The sequence below is a fragment of the Halomonas sp. KM-1 genome (genome assembly GCF_000246875.1).
Lineage (GTDB): Bacteria > Pseudomonadota > Gammaproteobacteria > Pseudomonadales > Halomonadaceae > Halomonas > Halomonas aerodenitrificans.
Window position 1 is genome coordinate 40,220 of the sequence record NZ_BAEU01000149.1, and the last position, 21,719, is coordinate 61,938.

At 64.9% G+C, this 21,719-nt stretch carries 17 protein-coding genes; 10 read left to right on the forward strand and 7 right to left on the reverse strand.

Features of this window, described 5'->3' with window-relative positions; genetic code table 11:
* Positions 1-9: 9 nt before the first annotated feature.
* Entirely contained in the window at positions 10-984 is a 975-nt protein-coding gene (locus B8115_RS19095; protein ID WP_010629452.1) for a TAXI family TRAP transporter solute-binding subunit, read from the reverse strand.
* Between the two features lie 131 nt (positions 985-1,115).
* Between B8115_RS19095 and B8115_RS19100 the strand changes: the two genes are divergently transcribed.
* A complete protein-coding gene (locus tag B8115_RS19100) occupies positions 1,116-2,015 on the forward strand; it encodes a LysR family transcriptional regulator (RefSeq protein WP_010629453.1) in 900 nt (299 codons plus the stop codon).
* Between the two features lie 21 nt (positions 2,016-2,036).
* Here the strand turns inward: B8115_RS19100 and B8115_RS19105 are convergent, their stop codons facing one another.
* On the reverse strand, positions 2,037-3,326 hold the full coding sequence (locus B8115_RS19105; RefSeq protein WP_010629454.1) for a phosphatidylserine/phosphatidylglycerophosphate/cardiolipin synthase family protein: 1,290 nt from the start codon (positions 3,324-3,326) through the stop codon (positions 2,037-2,039).
* 187 nt (positions 3,327-3,513) lie between these two features.
* Here B8115_RS19105 and B8115_RS19110 point away from each other — a divergent pair, with 187 nt between their 5' ends.
* The 4 genes from B8115_RS19110 (at position 3,514) to B8115_RS19125 (ending at position 8,416) form a co-directional block, all read left to right on the forward strand.
* On the forward strand, positions 3,514-3,933 hold the full coding sequence (locus B8115_RS19110) for a GFA family protein (protein ID WP_346657474.1): 420 nt from the start codon (positions 3,514-3,516) through the stop codon (positions 3,931-3,933).
* A gap of 92 nt (positions 3,934-4,025) precedes the next feature.
* On the forward strand, positions 4,026-4,511 hold the full coding sequence (locus tag B8115_RS19115) for a peroxiredoxin (RefSeq protein WP_010629456.1): 486 nt from the start codon (positions 4,026-4,028) through the stop codon (positions 4,509-4,511).
* An 85-nt stretch (positions 4,512-4,596) separates the two neighbouring features.
* Positions 4,597-5,931, forward strand: coding sequence for an HD domain-containing phosphohydrolase (locus tag B8115_RS19120; protein ID WP_010629457.1), 1,335 nt, complete (start codon positions 4,597-4,599; stop codon positions 5,929-5,931).
* On the forward strand, positions 5,924-8,416 hold the full coding sequence (locus B8115_RS19125; protein ID WP_010629458.1) for an EAL domain-containing protein: 2,493 nt from the start codon (positions 5,924-5,926) through the stop codon (positions 8,414-8,416). Before B8115_RS19120 ends, B8115_RS19125 begins: the two co-directional genes overlap by 8 nt.
* 18 nt (positions 8,417-8,434) lie before the next feature.
* Here B8115_RS19125 and B8115_RS19130 read toward each other — a convergent pair whose 3' ends face one another.
* The 3 genes from B8115_RS19130 to B8115_RS19140 form a co-directional block, all read right to left on the reverse strand.
* A complete protein-coding gene (locus tag B8115_RS19130) occupies positions 8,435-9,499 on the reverse strand; it encodes an AI-2E family transporter (RefSeq protein WP_010629459.1) in 1,065 nt (354 codons plus the stop codon).
* A gap of 126 nt (positions 9,500-9,625) precedes the next feature.
* Positions 9,626-10,576 (reverse strand): uroporphyrinogen-III C-methyltransferase, encoded by a 951-nt coding sequence (gene cobA / locus B8115_RS19135; protein WP_010629460.1) that lies wholly within the window; start codon positions 10,574-10,576, stop codon positions 9,626-9,628.
* A complete protein-coding gene (locus B8115_RS19140) occupies positions 10,536-13,382 on the reverse strand; it encodes a nitrate reductase (RefSeq protein ID WP_010629461.1) in 2,847 nt (948 codons plus the stop codon). Before B8115_RS19140 ends, cobA begins: the two co-directional genes overlap by 41 nt.
* Before the next feature lie 464 nt (positions 13,383-13,846).
* Here B8115_RS19140 and B8115_RS19145 point away from each other — a divergent pair, with 464 nt between their 5' ends.
* The 5 genes from B8115_RS19145 (at position 13,847) to nirD (ending at position 20,144) form a co-directional block, all read left to right on the forward strand.
* Positions 13,847-14,479, forward strand: coding sequence for an ANTAR domain-containing response regulator (locus B8115_RS19145; RefSeq protein ID WP_010629462.1), 633 nt, complete (start codon positions 13,847-13,849; stop codon positions 14,477-14,479).
* Entirely contained in the window at positions 14,476-15,516 is a 1,041-nt protein-coding gene (locus B8115_RS19150) for a CmpA/NrtA family ABC transporter substrate-binding protein (RefSeq protein ID WP_010629463.1), read from the forward strand. The genes B8115_RS19145 and B8115_RS19150 overlap by 4 nt, the downstream gene beginning before the upstream one ends.
* 284 nt (positions 15,517-15,800) lie before the next feature.
* Positions 15,801-17,111 carry an NAD(P)/FAD-dependent oxidoreductase gene (locus B8115_RS19155; RefSeq protein ID WP_010629464.1) on the forward strand — a complete coding sequence of 437 codons (1,311 nt, stop codon included), beginning with the start codon at positions 15,801-15,803 and terminating at the stop codon, positions 17,109-17,111.
* A complete protein-coding gene (gene nirB, locus B8115_RS19160; protein WP_010629465.1) occupies positions 17,108-19,621 on the forward strand; it encodes a nitrite reductase large subunit NirB in 2,514 nt (837 codons plus the stop codon). The genes B8115_RS19155 and nirB overlap by 4 nt, the downstream gene beginning before the upstream one ends.
* Before the next feature lie 148 nt (positions 19,622-19,769).
* Positions 19,770-20,144: a nitrite reductase small subunit NirD gene (gene nirD, locus B8115_RS19165; protein ID WP_010629466.1), complete on the forward strand. Its 375-nt coding sequence runs from the start codon at positions 19,770-19,772 to the stop codon at positions 20,142-20,144.
* Positions 20,145-20,234: 90 nt separating this feature from the next.
* On the opposite strand, the gene B8115_RS19170 is transcribed toward nirD, so the two are convergent.
* Positions 20,235-20,705, reverse strand: coding sequence for a GNAT family N-acetyltransferase (locus B8115_RS19170; RefSeq protein ID WP_010629467.1), 471 nt, complete (start codon positions 20,703-20,705; stop codon positions 20,235-20,237).
* A 413-nt stretch (positions 20,706-21,118) separates the two neighbouring features.
* Positions 21,119-21,604 carry a VOC family protein gene (locus B8115_RS19175; RefSeq protein ID WP_010629468.1) on the reverse strand — a complete coding sequence of 162 codons (486 nt, stop codon included), beginning with the start codon at positions 21,602-21,604 and terminating at the stop codon, positions 21,119-21,121.
* Positions 21,605-21,719: the final 115 nt, after the last annotated feature.

Sequence of the window (21,719 nt, forward strand, 5' to 3'; positions counted from 1 at the left end):
CCCTGGCCGTTACTCGACGGGCCGCAGCGCGTCGGGAATCTCCAGGCCCTGCTCCTCGAAGTAGCGGGCCGCCCCGGCGTGCAGCGGCACGGTGCCCACTTCCAGTGTCATCTGCGCCAGATCGGCGTCGCGCACCGCGGAGAAGGCGTTGGCCTGGGGCTCGGGGTTTTCCATCACCGCCTTGACGATCTGGTAGGCGGTCTCCTCGTCGAGATCCGGATGGGCGTGTACGGCCACGCCGAAGGCCCAGGTGGTGTAGGCCGGAATACCCTCACCGGCACCTTCGGGCACGTCGATGATGGCCACGTCGGGCATCTCCTCGCGCAGCGTGGCGGCCTGCTCGTCGGTGAGCGAGATCACGCTGATCGGGGTGAAGGTGGCGATGTCCATGCTCGAACCGTCGAGACGGTTGCCGACGCCGGACTTGGCCGAGCCCATCACCCGGCCATCCTTCATCGCATCGACGATGTCGGTGGTGGAACCGCGTACGTAGTTGGGCGAGATGCCGAGGGTACGCATTACCGCCTCGGTAGTCTTCTCGGTGGCCGAACCGGTGATGCCCGGGTTGAAGCGCACACCATCGAGGTCCTCGAGGGTCGAGACGCCGGCATCCTGACGCATCACCACGTTCTGCGGAGCGACGGTATAGACCCACAGCAGGCGGCTGTCGACCGGGCGGCCGTCGAAGTCCTCCTGGCCGGCGTAGGCGTGGTAGCCGGTGTTGGTGGTGACCAGGCCCATGTCGATCTGATTGCGACTCAGGCGGCGCAGGTTGTCGACGGTGGCACCGGTTTCCGCCACCGAGGCGCTCACGCCCTCGACCTGGCTGTTGATGATCTGGTTGACGGCGACGAAGTAGCCGTAGTGGCTCGACGAGCTGGAGGTCGAACCGATCAGCAGGCGCTCGTTGGCTTGCGCCATGCCCGCGGTAAGGAAGGTAGCGCTGGCGGCAGCGGCCAGCAGGGTCTTCAGCGTTGGCTTCATGAGTGGCTCCTTGGGCCCGGCTTGCGGGCTTGTTCTTGTCGTGTTGCATGTGGGTTTCCCCATGAAGCAGCTTGGATTGGGCCAACTATTTTGTATATTGAATTGTTTTTAAATTGTGTTTTACTTTCTAAATGAAACCCAGCATCAAGCAGCTGCGCGCCTTCGTCGCCGTGGCCCAGTCGAACAGCCTGGCCGAAGCCAGTGAGCGCATTCACCTCTCCCAACCGGCGATCTCCATCGCCCTGCGCAAGCTGGAAGAGGCGGTGGGCGGCGCGCTGTTCTCGCGCACCACGCGTCAGCTGACCCTGACCCCGGAGGGCGAGGCCTTCCTGCCAGTGGCGGTGCGTCTGCTCAACGACTGGTCCGAGGCCTTCGAGGATCTCGAGGAGCGCTTCTCCAAGCAGCGCGGCAAGGTCACCGTGGCTGCCCTGCCCACCCTGGCGGCGGGCCTGCTGCCGGGCATCATCGCCGCCTTCCATGCCCGCTACCCGCGCATCAACCTGAGCCTGCACGACGTGCTGGCCGAGCAGGTCAGTCAGATGGTGCGTGAGGGACGCGCCGACCTGGGCCTTTCCGTGGCGCCCCACGACACCGAGGAGCTGGCCTTCGAGCCGGTGCTGATGGACCGCTACGTGGCGGTGTGCCCCAGCGGCCACCCACTGCTGGCACACGAGAGCCTAGCCTGGCGGCAGTTGGCCGGTCACCCGTTCATCGGCATCAACCGTCTCTCCAGCTCGCGCCAGGAGATCGACCGCATCATGGCCGAGGTGGGGGAGCCGCTCACGATCCTCTGCGATGCCAGCCAGATCGCCACCGTGGGGCGCATGGTCGCCGCCGGGCTCGGCATCAGCGTGCTGCCGCGGCTCAGCTTTCGTCAGATATCCACCCAGGGCATCGAGTACCGGCCGTTGACGACACCGGACGTAGAAAGGCCGCTGGGTATCGTCATCCGCCACCGTCACCCGCTCTCGGCCGCCGCCGCCGCGCTGCGCATCCTGATTCAGGAACGTGCGCAGGAATCGCTCGGCTAGCTCCCCCCATGCGCCGCCGGCTCAATAATGCGCGCCGGCGATCATGCTCACCCAGCCCACCAGGCGCTTGTGCCAGGGGCGCTCTTCCCAGCGCTCGACGGTATAGAGGATGGCGTCGTCGAGATCGTCCTCTACCAGGCCACGAACGTAGCGGGCGAAGTCCTCGTCGTAGACGTTGACGTTGCCCTCCTTGTTGATGCGAAACGAACGGTTGTCGATGTTGGTGGAGCCGATGCTGGCCCAGCGGTCGTCGATGCTGATCAGCTTGGCGTGGTACATGGCAGGCTGATACTCGTAGATCTCCACTCCTGCTTCGAGCATGGGGCGCCAGCGGTTCACCGAGGCATGCCGGACGAAGCCGTAATCGATGCTGTCGCCGGGCACCAGAATACGCACCTCGACGCCTCGCTCGGCGGCTTCGGTCAGCGCATCGAGGAAGCTTGGGTCGGGGTAGAAATAGGCCGAGGAGATCGTGATGCGCTCCTGGGCGGCAGCGATGGCGTACTTGAACATCATGCGAATCCGATGCATGCCCTCGCGAGGCTTGCTGCTGACCATCTGCATGAGCAGCTCTCCCTGAGGTTCTAGCTCGGGGAAGTAGTCTTCGCCGTGCAGCAGCTCCCCGCTCGCCTCGAGCCAGACCTCGACGAAGGCCGCCTGCATGTTGCCCACTACCGGTCCGGTAATGCGGAAGTGGTGGTCGCGGTAACCCGGCGCGTCGTCTTCCGGCAGCCAGCTGTCGGTGACGTTGGCGCCCCCGGTAAAGCCGATTTCACCATCGACGATGAGCAGCTTGCGATGGGTGCGGTGATTGAACTGCGGCAGTTGGTACCAGGCCGGCTCGCGCCAGCGAATCACCTCCACCCCGGCCTCCTCCATGCGTTCGAGATGTTCCTCCTCGGCGGGCATGGTACCTACGTAGTCGAGCAATGCGCGTACGGCCACGCCCCGCTCGGCCGCCTCGGCCAGCGCGTCGGCGAAGGCCGCCGCCGCCTCGTCACCAAAGAATTCGAAAACCTCGAAGTTAATGGAATGTTGCGCCGCAGCGATGGCGTCGAGCTTGGCCGCATAAATCGCCTCGCCACCCTCGATATGGTCGATACCGTTGCCGCCAACGAGGGGATGCGGAAGGATCTGTCCCAACGACCGCATGAAGCGTGGGTCGTCGAGGCCATGATCGATCACTATCGGCTCGACCAAACGTTTGGGCTTGGGGGTGAGGTTGGACATCATGACCGCACCGATCGCGAAGAGTAACGCAACCGTCAGTGCAGTGGCTCCTATCCATTTGAGCTTCTTGCGTCGCTGCAATGTGCCGTCTCCCTGACGTCATTTGACTCTACACACCGTAGCAAACATCGCTCCCTCGCCTCTGGTCAGGCAGCGTTGGATATCCATCCATACAGTTTGAAAAGGAGACGAGTGGCCTGGCGCCGGTATGGCTACACTGCTGGAGTCGGTAACCCTTTCCGTCGTGTAACGCAGGAGAAAATGGATGATGGATGGAATGAACGCGCGCGGCAGCTGCCTGTGCGGTGCCGTCAACGTGGCGGTGGCCGCCCATAAGCAGAATGTCGGCGCCTGCCACTGCAGCATGTGCCGCACCTGGGGCGGCGGGCCGCTGCTGGCGTTGGAGTCGGTCAGCGACATCGAGATCGAAGGCGAGGAGAACGTCACCGTCTATCCCTCGTCGGACTGGGCGGAGCGAGGTTTCTGCAAGCGCTGCGGCACCCACCTCTTCTACCGGCTGAAGACCGGCGATCACTATGCCGTTCCGGTAGGCCTGGTGGATGGCGGCGAAGCCTGGACCTTCGACACCCAGATCTTCATCGACCAGAAACCCGAGTACTACCGTTTTGCCAACGAGACCCACAACATGACCGGCCAGGAAGTCTTCGATGCCTATCAGGGCAGTTGAAACTCGCTACATTCGGCAACGACCCTGATCCAGGAATTGCTCTACAGTATCCAGGCGATGCCAAGACCCCATCCCCAGACAAGGAGCTGCCCATGCCCATTTCGGTAGGCGACAAGATCCCCGACGTAACGATCAAGACCATCGGCCCCGACGGCCCCGAGGATATCTCCACCGGCGACATCTTCAGCGGCAAGCGCGTGGTGCTGTTCGGCGTACCCGGGGCCTTCACGCCGGGCTGTTCGAATACCCACATGCCAGGCTTCGTGATCAAGGCCGACAAGGTGCTGGAAAAAGTGGATACGCTGGCCTGCATGTCGGTCAACGACGCCTTCGTGATGCGCGCCTGGCAGAAGGATCAGAACGCCCAGGCGATTCTGATGCTGGCCGACGGCAATGCCGAGCTGACCCGTGCCCTGGGCATGGAGAAAGACGCCAGCGGCGCCGGCATGGGCATCCGCAGCCTGCGCTTCGCGCTGATCGCCGAGGATGGTGTCGTCAGCTACGTAGGCATCGATACCGAACGTGGCGTGATCGACAAGAGCAGCGTCGATACCATTCTCGAGCACCTCCCGGGCTGAATTTCCTAAAGCTTCCTCTTCATCTGCCGATAAGTGTTAATAAAGCCGTTTCGGCACAGTTCTCACCAGGATGGGAGGAAGCTGCATGGAAGACGTGGCACAGGAACCCGTACCCGCCAGGCTGCTGCTGGTCGACGATGAACCCAATGTGCTCGCCTCGCTCTCCCGAGTGCTGCGTCATGAAGGGTATGTATTGCACACCGCAGAAAATGGCCCTTCCGCCCTGGCGATACTCGAACGCGAACCGATCGATCTACTGCTCTGCGACTTCCTGATGCCCGACATGGACGGCGCCGAGCTGTGTACACGGGTTCGCCAGCAATGGCCGAACTGTCAGCGCCTGTTGCTCACCGGTCAGAGCGATCTGGCCGCTACCGTGCGTGCCATCAACGACGGTCACATCTATGGCTATCTGGCCAAGCCCTGGGACGACGATGGGCTACGCCTGACCCTGCGTCAGGCCCTTCAGCATCAGCACGCCGAGAGTGAGAGAAAGCGGCTGGAAGCACTCACGCGAACTCAAAACCAGGAGCTCGCCGCGCTCAACGCGACGCTGGAGCAGCGCGTCGAAGCGCGTACCCAGGAGCTCAAGCAGACCTCCGACATGCTGGAAGTGGCCTTCCAGGAGCTGCGCAAGAGCTACGTGACGGCCACCAAGGTCTTCTCGTCACTGCTCAGTCAGCGTTTCCCGCCGCGCTATCAAACCAATGCCAAGGTAGGCGCCCTGGTACAAGCCTTCGCCACAGAGCACGGCCTGGACGAAAAGCTGCAGCATGAACTGGAACTGGCCGCTGCCCTCTATAACTTGGGCAAGCTGGCCTGGAGCGACCGCATGATCGCTTCCCCCGCCGAGCAGCTCACGGGCGAGCAGCGCGAACTCTATCGCCGTTACCCGACCACCGGGGAAAACCTGCTGATGTCCCTGGAGCACATGGAAGGGACAGCACGGCTGATTCGCCATCACCGAGAGCACTGGAACGGCAATGGCTTTCCCGACCGACTGCAGGGCGAAGCCATTCCCTATGGCTCCCGCCTGCTGGGGCTCGCCGTCGACTTCATCGAGCTGCAGCGCGGCATGATCCTGCCGCAGCAGGTGACTCGCCCACGTGCGCTGGAACTGCTGCGCAAGTTCAGCGGGCGCCTCTACGACCCCAGCCTGTGCCGGGCTTTCATTGCCCTGTGCCAGGACAAGGCGCCCGACCTCGAAAGCCATGGCCGCCCAGTGACGGCACTGGAAACCCGCCAGCTTCAGCCCAGGATGGTACTCGCTCAGGACATTCGTTCCACCAGCGGCATGCTGCTGCTGCATGAGGGCAAGGAGCTCACGGCCCACCTGATCGAGAAGCTGATGTTGCTCGAAGAAGCCGAGAATCAGCGCTACACGATCCTGGTGTATCGCGAGGACAAGGACGATGAGTAACGCTCTCGAGCTTCAGCTTGCAAGCTGCCAGGAGCAGTGCAAGCGCCTCGAGGCGCGCCTGAATCGCCTACTGGAAAGCATCACCGATGGCTTCATCAAGGTGGACAAGGAGTGGTGCATCACCAACGTCAATCCGGCGGCTGAGCGCATCATCGGAAGCCCTCGGGAAGCGTTGGTCGGCCAGCTGCTGTGGGACGCCTTTCCCGATGTCAAGGGCACCCGCTTCGAAACGGAGTATCGTCGCGCCTTCGACGAGTCGGTACCGGCCAGCTTCGAGGCCTATTATGCCAAGCTCGATCTGTGGGTGGAGGTGAACGTCCACCCCAACGAAGAGGGGCTGGCGATCTATTTCCAGGACATCGGCCAGCGCAAGAAAGCCGATGTAAAGCTGCGCATCCTCGAGCGAGGCATCGAATCCAGCGTCAACGGCGTGGTCATTGCCGATGCCCGCGCGCCCGACCTGCCCATCGTCTACGTCAATGCCGCGTTCGAACGCATCACCGGCTACAGCCGCGACGAGGTCATGGGGCGTAACTGCCGCTTTCTGCAGGGCGACCAGCCCGACCCTGCCCTGGGTCAGCGCATTCGTCGCGAGCTCGACGCACAGCGCGATTTCCACATGACCCTGTGCAACTATCGTAAGGATGGCTCGCCCTTCTGGAACGATCTACACATTTCTCCGGTGAGGGACGATACGCAGCAGATCAGCCACTACATCGGCATCCTCAACGACATCTCGGCGGAGCGGGAGTACGAATCGCGGCTGGCCTATCATGCCGACCACGACGTTCTCACCGGCCTGGCCAATCGCCACTATCTGGAGCGGCGCCTGCGCCAGAGCTGCACGCCCTCGCCGGGGCAGCCGCAGCGTATCGCCCTGCTCTACCTCGACCTGGACGATTTTCAGTCGATCAACGACAGCCTGGGTCACGAGCAGGGCGATCGCATCCTGATCGAAGTTGCCGCCAGACTGGTGCAGCAGGTGCGCCGCAGCGATACCGTGGCGCGCATTGGCGGCGATGCCTTCATCGTGATGCTGCCCGAACCGGACGACATCATCGCCATCGTCGAACGCCTGCTCACAGCCGTCGCCCGCCCCTATCTCATCGACCAGCGCGAGCTGCATCTCACCGCCAGCATCGGCATCGCCCTGCACGATGGCAGCGGTGCACCCGACCAGCTCATTCAGCAGGCCGATCTGGCGATGTACCAGGCCAAGCGCCGCGGCCGCAACACCTACTACTGGTTCTCGCGCGAGCTCGATGACAGAGTCAGCCATCGCGTTGCCTTGCGCAGCGCCCTGCAGCGCGCCATCGACGAGGGTCAGTTCGAGCTGCACTATCAGCCGCAGTTCCACGGTGCCAGCAGCCGCGTGGTCGGCTACGAGGCGCTGATTCGCTGGCACCATCCCGAGCGTGGTTTCATCCCGCCGGGAGAATTCATCGGCCTGGCCGAGGAAACCGGCCAGATCGTCGCCATCAACGACTGGGTCGTGCGCACCGCCTGCCAGGACAATCGCCGCCTCATGGACATGGGGTTGGGGCAGCTCCCGATGGCGGTCAACCTTTCGCCGACGCAGTTCCATCGCAGCGGGTTCGTCGAGGCCGTGCTGGCCATGCTGGAAGAGACCGGCCTGCCGGCCGCCCTGCTGGAGCTGGAGCTCACCGAGAACATCCTGATGGACAGCACCGACAAGGCCATCGAGACCCTGTCCGCCCTGCGCCAGCATGGTATCGGCGTGGTCATCGACGACTTCGGTACCGGCTTTTCCAGCCTGAGCTATCTCAAGCATCTGCCCATCGACAAGATCAAGATCGACCGCTCCTTCATCAAGGATGTGATCAGCGACCATCGCGATGCCGCCATCGTCCAGGGCATCATCGCCATGGCCAACCGCCTGCAGCTCAAGGTCATCGCCGAGGGGGTCGAGACGCAGGCTCACCATGCCTATCTCAGCAGGCTCTGGTGCGATCTCTTCCAAGGCTTCTACTTCGCTCGCCCCATGCCCTTCGACGATCTGGTCGCGTTCATGAGAGAACATAACGCGAGGGCTCACGAGACCGACCTTGCCCAGCCCGACGCCTCGACCCCGACGATCCTGCTGGTCGACGATGAGATCAACGTCCTGCGCGCCCTGACCCGCACACTGCGCCGCGAGGGCTACCGCATCCTGACCGCTAGCAGCGCCCAGCAGGCCTTCGAGCTGCTGGCCACCGAGGAGGTTGCCCTGGTCATCAGCGACCAGCGCATGCCCGAGATGAACGGCACGGAGTTTCTCAAGCGCATCAAGGCACTCTACCCGCGAACGCTGCAGATCCTGCTCTCCGGCTATACCGACCTGAAAACGGTCACCGAAGCCATCAACGAGGGCGCCGTGTACAAGTTCCTGACCAAGCCCTGGGACGATGACGAACTGCGCCTCATCGTGCACCAGACCGTACGCGAGGCCGTCTCACTGCACGACGATACCGGTCGAGGGGGATAGGCGTGAGCCGGCCGCCCTCTAGCGCCCGCCGAGAACCTCGATGTCGTCCCCCAGCACGTCGTTGATGTAGAGCGCCTGCAGCGTGACCACGGCAACCACCGCAAGGGGCGTCGAGAGAATCACGCCGGCCACACCGGCCACGGCCGCCCCGGCCAGCTGCACGATGACGGTATAGGCGGGTGGCAGTCGCACCAGCCCCTTGGCGGCCAGCGGCATCACCAGGTTCGACTCCAGGGTCTCGACCACGAAATAGAGAATCAGGGCATACAGCGCCAGTTGGGGCGATTCGAGAAAGGCGATCAGGATCGTCGGGATGGCACCGATGATCGGCCCCAGGTAGGGAATGAAGGTGAACAGCCCCGCCACCAGGCCCAGGGCGCCAGCCATGGGCACGCCGAGCAGGACCAGCCCCAACGCCACGGAAACGCCCACGAACACCATCGAGACGAGCCGGCTCAGCAGCCACAGGCGCAGTGCCCTGCCCTGCATGCACAGCACCTGGGCCAGCCGGTCGCGTTTTGCGGGCGGGCACAGCAGCAACACGTTGCCGATGTACTTGGCCGGGCTGAGCACCAAATAGAAGCCGATCAGCAAGATCAGGAAGAAGCTGGCAATGGCGCCGAAGGTGGTGGCAAAGAAATTGGTGAAATAGTCGATGACGGGCTCGCCGATCAGTTGCGCCGGCTCCTCCACTTCCGCCATCGCCGTTTCGATGCCGGGCAGCTCACGGAAGTTGTTCAGGAACTGCTGGAACGCCTGGGGCAGTTCAGCCACCAGTTGCGGCAGCTGCTCGCCGATACGTGGGCCGATCAGAGCTCCCAAGCCCACCATGCTCAGGCAGATCATGAGCAGCGCCAGCAACAGCGCCCAGGGTCGACTCAAGGGCAGATAGCGCTGACACAGCCGCACCGCACCGTCGATGGACACGGCAACCAGAATGCTGGCAAAGACCAGCAGCATCACATCGATGAGTTGACTGGCGAAGAACAGCAGCACCGCCACCAGGCTGGCAAGCCCGATGACGATCAGCGTGCGTCGGGTGAAACGTGAGAGCGCACTCTCGTTCCGCTCGATTTCCTGCATGGCAACTCCTTGCCGTAAGAGAGGGCATCCAGCCCGACTGCGTCGAGGTCGAGAATCAGCCTAGCTCTCTTCAGCGTGCTGCGCCTAATAAGCAGAAGCTGCGAGCGTGTTCTTGAGTGACGAGCGTTACGGTGTCGGCGGCGCTGCCAGAGCCTTGTCTCCGGCGGCGGGGGTCGTCTCGGTCATGCGCACCACGCTGCCGACCACGATCAGGCAGGGCGAAGGCAGCGGCGAGGCGGCCAGTTTGGCGGGCATGTCGGCCAGGGTGCCCACCAGCGAGGCCTGTTCGGGCAGGCTGGCGTTGGCCACCAGCATGATCGGCCAGTCGTCGGGCAGCCCGTTGCGCCGCAGCCCGGCGCAAATAGCCTCGACCTTGGTCAGCCCCATGTAGAAGATCAGCGTCTCGTCCTGGCGCGCCAGGGTGGCCCAGTCGGGCTCGCCGTCCTTGCGGCACAGCTGGGCGGTGATGAAGCGCAGCTGCTGGGCGTGGGCGCGGTCGGTGAGCGGAATGCCCATACCGGCCGCCGCCGCCGAGGCGGCGGTGATGCCCGGCACGATCTCGGCCTGAATGCCGCCCTCCGCCAGCGCAGCGAGCTCCTCGCCCATGCGACCGAACACGCCGGGATCGCCGCCCTTCAGTCGCACCACCGATTTACCTTCCTGTGCCAGCTTCACCAGCAGCGCGCCGATCTCGGCCTGGGGCACACTGTGGTGGCCGCGCTCCTTGCCCACGTAGTAGCGCTCGTGGCCGGCGGGAATCAACGCCAGCACGTCGTCGCCCACCAGGCGGTCGTAGACCACCGCATCGGCTTGCTGCAGCAGGCGCGCGGCCTTCAGCGTTAGCAGCTCGACGTCACCGCTGCCCGCCCCCACCAGGTAGACGCAGCCGGCACGACACTCACCGTCCAAGGTCACGGTGGGCGCCGGCGTGGAGCGCGACCCGCCGAACGGCGAGCGCACGATATGGCCGAGGCCGTGCAGGCGCGACAGTGCCGCCTGACCCAGCGTTTTCGGCAGCAGCGCCTTGAGCCAGGCCTCAGGCGACAGCAGGGTCTTCAATTGGCTCAGCGAGCGCATGGGCCTTCTCCTCTTCGATCAGCGATTTCAGCTCGGGAATGCAGCTTCCGCACTGGGTGCCACAGGCTAGCCGGGCGCCCAGCGCCTCGACGCTGTCGTCGCCTTCACGGATGGCTCCTAGGATAGCGCGTTGACCCACCTGATGGCAGCTACACACCACCGGCCCCTGGTTGGCGGCGCCATCGTCGCAGCCGGCCAGCAGGCGGCGGCGGTGCTCGGCGGCCATGCTCTCGCCACTTGCTGCTTCGCCGAAACGCTCGGCGAGCCAGGCCAGGTTGGGCAGCTCCTTGGGCGGCCCCGACATGAACCACCAGCGCAGGCGCCCGGCGTCATCGACCCCCGCGGCACGCAGGCGCCCGCTAGCCGGGTCGGTGCACCACAAGGTGGGCGGCACCGGCAGGGTCGCCTCGAGCCAGCTCAGCCACTCCGGCGAGGCGGTTTCCATTTCGCCGCGGGCCATCTCGCCGCGGGCGCTCTCGACTTCGCCGCGGGCGCTCTCGACTTCGCCGCGGGCGCTTTCAATCCTGCCGTTGGCGCTAGCTGGTTCTCCGCCGGCCAGCTGCCAGCGCTGAGCGGCGCCCAGCGGAATCCGCGCCCAGTACTGGCTGCGGTCGCACCAGCGCGATTCGGCCACACCCAGGTCGTCCGCCACCAGCAGGGTGGCCTCCCACTCCACCGGCAGCGGCGCCAGCGCCACCGCCCCGTGCTTGGATTCCGGCTGGCCGGAAACCGGGTCGACATGGTTATCGATCAGCGCTCCGGAAAAGGCCGAGCCGCTGAAGTAACCGTTCCAGTGCATCGGCACGAACACCTCGCCGCGGCGCTGCCCGCGCGACACCCGCACGCGGCCGACATAGCGACCGCCGACGCCCTGCAGGCAGGCCAGACCCTGCTCTTCCACCCCCAGCGCAGCGGCATCTTCCGGGGCGATCTCGATGAACGGCTCGGCACGGTGGTTCATCAGCCGCGGCGAGCGGGCGGTACGGGTCATGGTGTGCCACTGGTCGCGAATGCGCCCAGTATTGAGCCGCAGCGGGCGCGCCGCGTCCAGCTCTTGGGCGGGCGCACGCGAACGCACCGCTACCATCCGCGCCAGCCCATCGGGCGTGGCGAAGCGGCCGTCGGTGAACAGCCGCGCGGTGCCGCGGGGGGCAGCGACATTGACCGGCCACTGGATCGGCTCTAAAGCATCGTAGGCGGCGCGGTCGAGCCCGGCCAGACCGGAGATGTCGAACAGCCGGCGCCGCTCACCCGGCCCCTCGCCGTTCTCGAAGCCGGAGAGCCGGGCGTGCTCGTCGAAGATCTCGCTGGGGTGGGTGTAGCCGAAGGCCTCGCCGAAGCCCAGCCGCTTGGCCACCTCGCACAGCGCCCACCAGTCGTGCCGGGCCTCACCCGGTGGCGGCAGGATACCGCGCTGGCGCGAGATGCGCCGCTCGGAGTTGGTCACCGTGCCATCCTTCTCCGACCAGCTCGAAGCCGGCAGCACGATGTCGGCATAGGCCAGCAGATCGGCATTGGCCATGCAGTCGGAGACGATCACCAGCGGGCATTTCGCCAGCGCCGCCCGCACGCGGTCGGTGCGCGGCAGGCTCACCGCCGGGTTGGTGGCCATGATCCACAGCGCCTGCACCTCGCCGCGCTCGATCGCTTCGAACAGCGCCACCGCCTTGTGCCCCGGTCCTTCGGGCAGGCACGGCACCAGCCCTTCGGTAGCCCAGAAGCGCGTCACGCGGTCCCGCGCGCCGGGGGTGTCGTAATCCATGTGGGCGGCCAGCTGGTTGGCCAGCCCGCCCACCTCACGCCCGCCCATGGCGTTGGGCTGGCCGGTGATCGAGAACGGTCCCGCCCCCGGCAGGCCGATCTTGCCGCCGGCCAGGTGGCAGTTGATGATGGCGTTGCCCTTGTCGGTACCGCTGCTCGACTGGTTCACCCCCTGGGAGAACAGGGTGACCACATGCAGGTGGCTGGCGAACCAGTAGAAGAAGGTCTCCAGACGTTCCGCATCCAGGTCGCAGTCGGCGGCGATGGCTTCCACACCGGCCTCCTGCTCCCGCGCCGCGGCAAGCGCCTCCTCGAAGCCCTGGGTATGCGCCTCCAGATACACCCGGTCGAGCTTGTTGCGCGCAGCCATCCATGCCAGCAGCCCGGTGAACAGGCGGGCGTCGCTGCCCGGCTTGAGCCCCAGGTAGAGGTCGGCGAGCTCGCAGGTATCGGTCACCCGCGGGTCGATCACCACCACCCGCAGCAGCGGATTGCGCTGCTTGGCCACCTTGAGACGCTGATAGAGCACCGGATGGTTCCAGGCCAGGTTGGAGCCTACCAGCACCACCAGCTCGGCCTCTTCGAGATCTTCGTAGCAGCACGGCACCGCGTCGGCGCCGAAGGCGCGCTTGTGGGCCGCCACCGCCGAGGCCATGCACAGGCGCGAATTGGTATCCAGGTGCGGCGTACCGAGAAAGCCCTTGAACAGCTTGTTGGCGACGTAATAGTCCTCGGTGAGCAGCTGCCCGGAAAGGTAGGCAGCAAGTGCCTCGGGGCCGTGAGCGTCACGCACCTTCCGCAGGCGGCTGGCCACCGCATCCAGCGCGGTATCCCAATCGCTCTCCACACCGTCGACGATGGGCCGGGTCAGACGACCGCCATGACCCAGCGTCTCGTGCAGGGCCGAGCCCTTCACGCACAAACGACCGAAGTTGGCGGGGTGCTGCGGGTCGCCCTGCACGTCGACGATCTCGTTCTTCTCGACGCTGGCCACCACGCCACAGCCAACGCCGCAGTAGGGGCAGGTGGTTCGGGCCTCGCGCATGTCGATCTCCTCTGGAGCACTCTTGAAACGACGATCTCGAAACGACGACGCCCGCCAACTCTTCCCCGGGATCTTGCTGAGGGAAGGTTTGGCGGGCGTCGTTGCCGCTCGGGCGCTGACGGTGCGCCCATGTCGATATTTACTGATGTGTATCAAGCAGAAAGCGTGCCATGGCGAGAATAACCATCCCCTTTCAGGCAGATGTCACGCTTTGCCTTAACGCCCAGGGACTTGTTTCATGCTGCTTCGCACCATGACCCGGCGCCCCGGCCCGGCCATGCACCAGGCTGGTGCCGAGCGGCCCATGCCGGTGCCGCTGTGCGGCCTTTTACTCACCAGGAGAGTGACGCCGAGCGCGATCATGGGCGTGAAAAAGCGCAACTGGAATGTTTATTGCTTGGCGTTAGCCATAGCGCCTTGGTCAAACCCGAGCCGAATACGATAGCCAGACACGAGCGACGCCTATGCCCCCACCCCTGAACATCCTGCTGGTCGACGACGAGGTAGTACGCGCCGCCATGGTCGAGGAAGCGCTGATGGCCGAGGGGCACCGGGTCATCTGCCGGCTGACGAGCCCCGCCAGCCTCAACGAGATGGTCGCGCGTCACCAGCCCGACGTGGTGATCATCGACATGGAGAGCCCCGACCGCGACACCCTGGAGAGCATGGCCCTGCTCAACCGCGAGAACCCGCGACCGGTGGTGTTCTTCGCCGACCAGCACGACTCCGACATGCTGCAGGCCGCGCTCAAGGCCGGGGTCAGCGCCTACGTGGTCGACGGCTTGGTGCCCGAGCGGGTCAAGGCCATCGTCGAGGTGGCCATTGCCCGCTTCGACGCCTTCCACAGCATGCGCCAGGAGCTCGACAAGGCACGCAACCAACTGGCCGAACGCAAGCGCATCGAGCGTGCCAAGGGCCTGTTGATGAAGCATCAATCCTGCGACGAGGAGCAGGCCTACCGCATGCTGCGCAAGCTGGCCATGGACCGCGGCCAACGCATCGCCGAAGTCGCCGACAGCGTCATCGACGTTCTCGAGCGCCTGAACCTGACATCGCCCCAGGGGCGAACCGCCGACAAACGGGGTCCCCGCTCATGAGCCACCCGCACCATCACGCCACCTCGCCGGAACTGGCACGCATCACCCTCGGCTTCGTGCCGCTGCTCGATGCCGCTCTGCTGATCGTCGCGCGCGAACGCGGCTGCTTCGCCGACCAGGGGCTCGACGTCTCCCTCTCGCGGGAGAACGCCTGGGCCACCCTGCGCGACAAGGTCGCTGCCGGCCTGCTCGACGGCGCCCAGATGCTCGCCCCCATGCCGCTGGCCATGAGCCTGGGGCTGGGCCGGGCGCCCTGCGACACCCTGGCCCCGCTGCTGCTCAGCCGTAACGGCAACACCGTGACGCTTTCCACGGCACTCAGCGAGGCCAGCGGAGCGACGCTGGGCGACGCCCCGGTCGTCAGCGCCCTGGCACTGGGCAACTGGTTGCGCGGCCCTGGCAGCGGCAAGCGCCCCCGCCTGGCCATGGTCTATCCCTACTCCTGCCAGCACTATCAGCTACGCGAATGGCTGACCCTCGGCGACATCGATCCCGAACGCCACGTGGAGCTGGTGGCCCTGCCGCCGCCGCGTATGGTGGAAGCGTTGCGCAGCGGAGAGATCGACGGCTTCTGCGCCGGCGAGCCCTGGGGCACCCTGGCCCGGCACTGCGGCGCCGGACGGCTGGTGGCCACCGGTGACCAGCTATGGCCCGACCACCCGGAGAAAGTGCTTGGCGTGACCCGCTCCTGGGCCGAGCACTACCCGGCCACCCTGGCGGCCCTGCTGCGCGCCCTGGTAGCGGCCAGCGAATGGCTGGCCGCCTCGCCGGAGAACCGACATCAGGCGCTGGCATGGCTCGCCCTGCCGCCCTACCTGGACCATTCGGTACGGCATCTGGAGTCGCTCGAACTCAACGCCGCGCCCATTCGGCAGCGCCTCTACGGTGCCGGCATGCTGCGCCCCACCCCGCAGGATGCGCTGCACTTCGCCGAGCCCATCGCCCGACAGCTGGAAGCTCAAGGGGGACGCTTCTCGCCCGGCGAACTCGCCGCGTGCTACAGCCCTGTGCATTTCGATGCCGCAACGCACCATTGATGTGCACGGCCGGTATGGGCCAATGCCCATACCGGCCCTCCCGCCCTACCCCAGCTCAATGAAATAGAAGAGAAAATCATCCGCCAGGCACATCCTGGCCGGCTTCTTGAAACTGATGGACAAACGGCGATCAAAGAAGGTCGCCACACACAGCAAGCGACAACGACGTCTCTGCGCACCCGGTTCGATCTTCGCATCGACAGGGGCCGCGCCGAGGCGTCGTTGCGTTTGTGCCCAGCCACTGGGCAACCACCACGACAAGCGCAGCGAAAGGAGGTGTTCGCATGCCACAGCGACATCCCGAGACATCGACAACCGACCGTCTGGTCATCGTCGGCAACGGTATGGCCGGCCACCGCCTGGTCGAAGCGCTGCTCGCTCGGCCCGAGCGGCCCGCGATCACCGTGATCGGTGCCGAAACCGCACCGGCCTACAACCGCATCCTGCTCTCACCGCTGCTGGCCGGCGAAATGGAGCGTGATGCCCTGACCCTGCGCAGCGCCGAGTGGTACGCCGAGCAGGGCATCGAGCTGGTGCTGGGCGAACGGGTGGAAAACATCGACCGCGATGCACGCACGCTTACCACCGATGCCGGTCGCCGACTCGACTACGACCGCCTGGTGCTGGCCACCGGCTCCACCCCGGCCCGCCCGCCGGTGCCGGGGCTCGAACTCGGCGGTGTACACGTGTTCCGCGACCTGCACGACGCCGACGCCCTGGCCCGCGCCGCCGCCACCGGCCGCAACGCCGTGGTGATCGGCGGCGGCCTGCTCGGCCTGGAAGCGGCAGAAGGGCTGCGCAAACGCGGCATGCAGGTGAGCCTGCTGCAGCGCGAAGACCGCCTGATGAACCGCCAGCTCGACCTCACCGCCGCTCGCCTGCTCGAAAGCGAGCTGCGCGGTCGCGGGCTCGACATTCATACCGACGCCCAGCTCGAGCGCCTGGAAGCCGACGCCGAGGGCCAGGTGTGCGCCGCCCTGCTCGCCGACGGCACCCGCCTGGCCGCCGACTGCGTGGTAGTGGCCATCGGCATCGTGCCTCAGGTCGAGCTTGGCCGGGTGGCCGAGCTCGAGGTCAACCGCGGCATCGTGGTCGACGAGTGGCTCACCACCAGCGACCCGACCATTCACGCCCTGGGCGAATGCTGCGAGCACCTCGGCAATCTCTACGGCCTGGTCGAGCCGATCTGGCGGCAGGTCGAAGTGCTCACCGACAAGCTCTGCCGCGCTAGTGCAGAGAGCGCCGAGAGTGCCCAGGGCTACGTCGAGAAACCGACCGCCACCAAGCTCAAGGTCAGCGGTATCTCGCTCTACGCCTTCGGCCCCACCGAACCCGAGCCCGAACACGAAGTGCTCAGCTATCGCGACCCTCAGCAGGGCGACTATCGCCGCCTGCTGCTGCGTGACGGCCGCCTGGAAGGCGCCGTGCTCTACGGCGACACCGCCTCCGGCCCCTGGTACTTCGAGCAGGCCCTGGCTGGGTGCGACCTCAGCGACTGCCGCGCCGCCCTACTGCTCGGCGCCGCCGACGCCCAGGCCCGGCTCGACGACGCATTGAACGAATCACCGCAACGCCCCGCGAAGGAGGCCGCATGAACACGCCCGTCAAACCGCAACTGATCGTCATCGGCAACGGCATGGTCGGCCACCACCTGGTCGAGCAGTTGGTCGAGCGCGGTGCCACCGAACGCTACGCCATCACCGTGTTCGGCGAAGAGCGTCACCTGGCCTACGACCGCGTGCACCTCTCCGAGTACTTCAGCGGGCGTGACGCCGCCTCGCTCGCGCTCTCCACCGCCGACTACTACGCCGAGCACGGCATCGAGCTGCGCCTTTCCGAAGCGGTGACTACCATCGACCGCGACAAGGGCGAAGTGGTCACCGATCAGGACCGCTACCCCTACGACCGCCTGGTGCTGGCCACCGGCTCCTACCCCTTCGTGCCGCCGATTCCCGGCAACGACCGTGAAGGCTGTCTGGTCTACCGCACTCTGGAGGACCTCGACGCCATTCGCGAAGCCGCCGAAAACGCCGCCACCGGTGTGGTGGTGGGCGGTGGCCTGCTCGGCCTGGAAGCCGCCAACGCCCTGCGCGGGCTCAACCTCGACACCGCCGTGGTGGAGTTCGCCCCGCGGCTGATGCCGATGCAGGTGGACACCGAAGGCGGCGAGTTGCTGCGCGAGAAGATCGAATCGCTGGGCGTGCAGGTGCTCACCGGCCGCGCCACCCAGGAGATCGTCGACGGCGAACGCAGCCGCCACCGCATGGTGTTCCAGGACGAAAAAGTGCTGGAAACCGACCTCATCGTCTTTTCCGCCGGCATTCGCCCCCGCGACGAGCTGGCCCGCGACTGCGGCCTGGAGATCGGCGAGCGCGGCGGCGTGGTGATCGACGACAACTGCCTGACCAGCGACCCGGCCATCCTGGCCGTCGGCGAAGTGGCGCTGTGGAACAACAGCATCTTCGGCCTGGTCGCCCCCGGCTACCAGATGGCCAAGGCCGCCGCCGTCACGCTGCTTGAAGGCAATGAGCCCTTCAAGGGCGCCGACATGAGCACCAAGCTCAAGCTGATGGGCGTCGACGTGGGCTCCATCGGCGACGCCCACGGCGACCGTACACCCGGAGCACGCCAGTTCCGTTTTCTCGACCCGCTCAAGCAGCAGTACCGCAAGCTGGTGGTCTCCAGCGACGGCAAGCGCCTGGTCGGTGCCATGCTGGTGGGCGACAACAGCTACTACGACACCCTGCTGCAGTACTACGCCAACCGCATCGAACTGCCCGAGGACCCGGCCTCGCTGATCCTGCCGGCCGGCAGCAGCGCCGCCCCTGCGTTGGGGCCGGACGCCCTGCCGGACACCGCGATGATCTGCTCGTGCCACAACGTCACCAAGGCGGATGTATGCGCCTCCATCGACGGCGGCGCGGTGGACCTCGGCGCGGTGAAGGGCGCCACCAAGGCCAGCACCGGCTGCGGCGGCTGTGCCGCCCTGCTCAAGACCCTGGTGGATCACGAACTCGAGAGCCGTGGCGTGGAGGTCGACAAGTCGATCTGCGAACACTTCCACTACACCCGCCAGGAGCTCTACGACATCGTCCGGGTGGAGGGCATCAAGACCTTCAGCGAGCTGATGGAGAAGCACGGTTCCAAGGTGGGCCACGGCCTTGGCTGCGACATCTGCAAGCCGGCGGTGGCCTCGATTCTCGCTTCCTGCTTCAACGAGCCGATCACCGACGCGGCCCACATCCCGCTGCAGGACACCAACGACACCTTCATGGCCAACATGCAGAAGAACGGCACCTACTCGGTGGTGCCGCGCATCGCCGGCGGGGAGATCACCCCCGACAAGCTGGTGGTGCTGGGCCAGGTGGCGCAGAAGTACAACCTCTACACCAAAGTGACCGGCGGCCAGCGCATCGATCTGTTCGGCGCGCGCCTGGAGGACCTGCCGGCCATCTGGGGCGAGCTGATCGAAGCCGGCTTCGAGACCGGCCACGCCTATGGCAAATCGCTGCGTACGGTGAAATCCTGCGTGGGCAGCACCTGGTGCCGCTACGGCGTGCAAGACAGCGTGGGCATGGCGATCCGGCTGGAGCACCGCTACAAGGGCCTGCGTGCGCCACATAAGATCAAGTTCGGGGTTTCCGGCTGTACCCGCGAGTGCGCCGAAGCCCAGAGCAAGGACATTGGCGTGATCGCCACCGAGAACGGCTGGAACCTGTACGTCTCCGGTAACGGCGGCATGCGCCCGCGCCACGCTGAGCTGTTCGCCACCGACCTCAGCGACGAAGAGCTGTTCCGCTACATCGACCGCTTCCTGATGTTCTACATCCGCACCGCCGATCGCCTGCAGCGCACCTCGGTGTGGCGCGAGAACCTGGAAGGCGGCCTGGACTACCTCAAGCAGGTGATTCTCGAGGACAGCCTCGGCATCGGTGAAGAGCTGGAGCGGCAGATGCAGGCCGTGGTCGACACCTACGAGTGCGAATGGGCCAACGCCATCAGCGACCCGGAGAAGCTCAAGCGCTTCCGCAGCTTCGTCAACGACGCGCGCCCGGACCCGGACATCATCTATACCACCGAGCGCGGCCAGCTTCGTCCAGCGTGATGGAAATCGCTGCGCGAGCGAAGCGCGTTGTTGCGCGGCACCCCGAAGGCTCGCCTAACCCCCCCGTTATGTCTCGCCTTCGGTCCGCCGCGCGCCTAGCGCTTCATCTCGCTCGCCGATTCCCCGACACCATTGCTAGGAATTTCTTATGACAATCGCCAACGCAGCAGCCAAGACCATGACCCAGACCTGGCAAACCCTCTGCACCCGCGCCGACCTGGTGCCCTTCTCCGGCGTCGCCGCCTGGGTGGAAACCCCGGAAGGCCCGGCCCAGGTGGCCATCTTCTATTTGCCCGGCCACGCGCAGGAACTCTACGCCATCGACCACCACGACCCCTTCTCCAACGCCAACGTCATCGCCCGCGGCATCGTCGGCGACCTCAAGGGCCAGCCCGTCGTCGCCTCACCGATCTACAAGCAGCACTTCCGCCTGGAAGACGGCCAGTGTCTGGAAGACGAAAGCGTCACCCTGCGCACCTGGAAGGTGAGCTTCAAGGGCGACGAGGTGTGGATCGAGGCGTGAGACACTTGGCGGTCTGATTAAAACTGATTAAAACTACGGCTCCGAGGGCTGCCCTGAAAGCTCCCGGAGCCGTAAAGAGCAGCCTCAAGCTCAATCGATGTACGAAACCTCCTCCTTAAACACCTTCAGCCCTCGCGACCGGTAGTTATCCAGCGCACGCGGATGGTCGAACGTGCAGGTGTGAACCCAAACACGCTGCGTGCCGGGCCAATCCCACGCCGACTCGATTGCATGGCTCAGCAGAGGCCCGCCAAACCCCTTCCCGATGGCAGTTGGTGCCAGTCCAAAGTAGAGGATCTCGACATTTTTTCCATCAGGCCGGAATAGCTCGAAATAGCCGGCGATACTGCCTCGGTAATAGGCTACCCAAGTGCGATGATCGTCGCTTTCTACCACTGCTCTCCATTGATCGTCCGTCCAACTATTAAGGTCAACCCACTCCCACTCGGCGCCTACCAGTTGGTACAAAAATCGATTGAACTGATACTGGGGCTCTTCACACTCGACAATGGTCAATGTGGCAGGGAGCGGCTTTGGTTTGAGCTCGCCCCGTGATGTCATCTCAAGAAAGTAGGTGGTGCATTGACGTTCGATAGCTCATACTCCTGAAAAATCGTACCCTTTACGCTATTAATCTATCAGGCCCACATTATTGTCAAGAGGCTATCTGCGCTGGGCACAGCATAGCTTCCTACCAGCTAAATTAAAATTAGAGAAACCGGAACGGGAAGTCGAAGTATCGAGGCTCGCTCCCTTCACGCCAACCACACAGAAGCGAAAGAACAAAATCCTAAAACAGTCTACAATCACGAGAAGGGCAGCAAATACCAAAATGCCTAATCGGAAATACGTTCCCATATCTGCATACTCTGGGCTTTCTGCCAGCCAGGTACTAGAGCCCTGCCTTAGAAAAAGAAAAAAGCCGCCGACGCTGGAGAAAAGCGTCGGCGGCTTTAGATAAGCCCGTTCTCATCTCAACCGCGGAATGCTGCCTCGATCTCGGCGATGTCGATTTTCCTCATCGTCATCATGGCATCGAACGCCCGCTTGGCAGCAGCGCGGTCGGGACTGGTGAATGCCTTCGTCAGCGCAATCGGGGTAATCTGCCAGGAGATGCCCCACTTGTCCTTGCACCACCCGCATTGGCTCTCCTCGCCGTCATTGCCGACGATGGCGTTCCAGTAGCGATCCGTCTCCTCCTGGTCTTCGGTCGCCACCTGAAACGAGAACGCTTCGCTATGCTTGAAGGCAGGCCCGCCGTTCAGCCCAAGGCACGCCACGCCCAGTACGGTGAACTCGACCGTCAAGACGCTCCCCTCCTTGCCCGAGGGAAAATCCCCAGGCGCCCGGTGCACCGCGTCGAGCGATGAATCGGGGAAGGTCTCGGCATAAAAACGTGCGGCTTCCTCAGCGGCGCTGTCGTACCAAAGGCAGATGGTGTTCTTTGCCGTGTGCTTCATGATCAGCTCCCTTCTGTAGGTGATTGCTGTGGGCTGGCAATCTAATGTCGAGCGGAGCTGGTCGGAATCGACAGGGGTGGTTAACGCTGGAATTCACCTGACATGCACCAGCAGG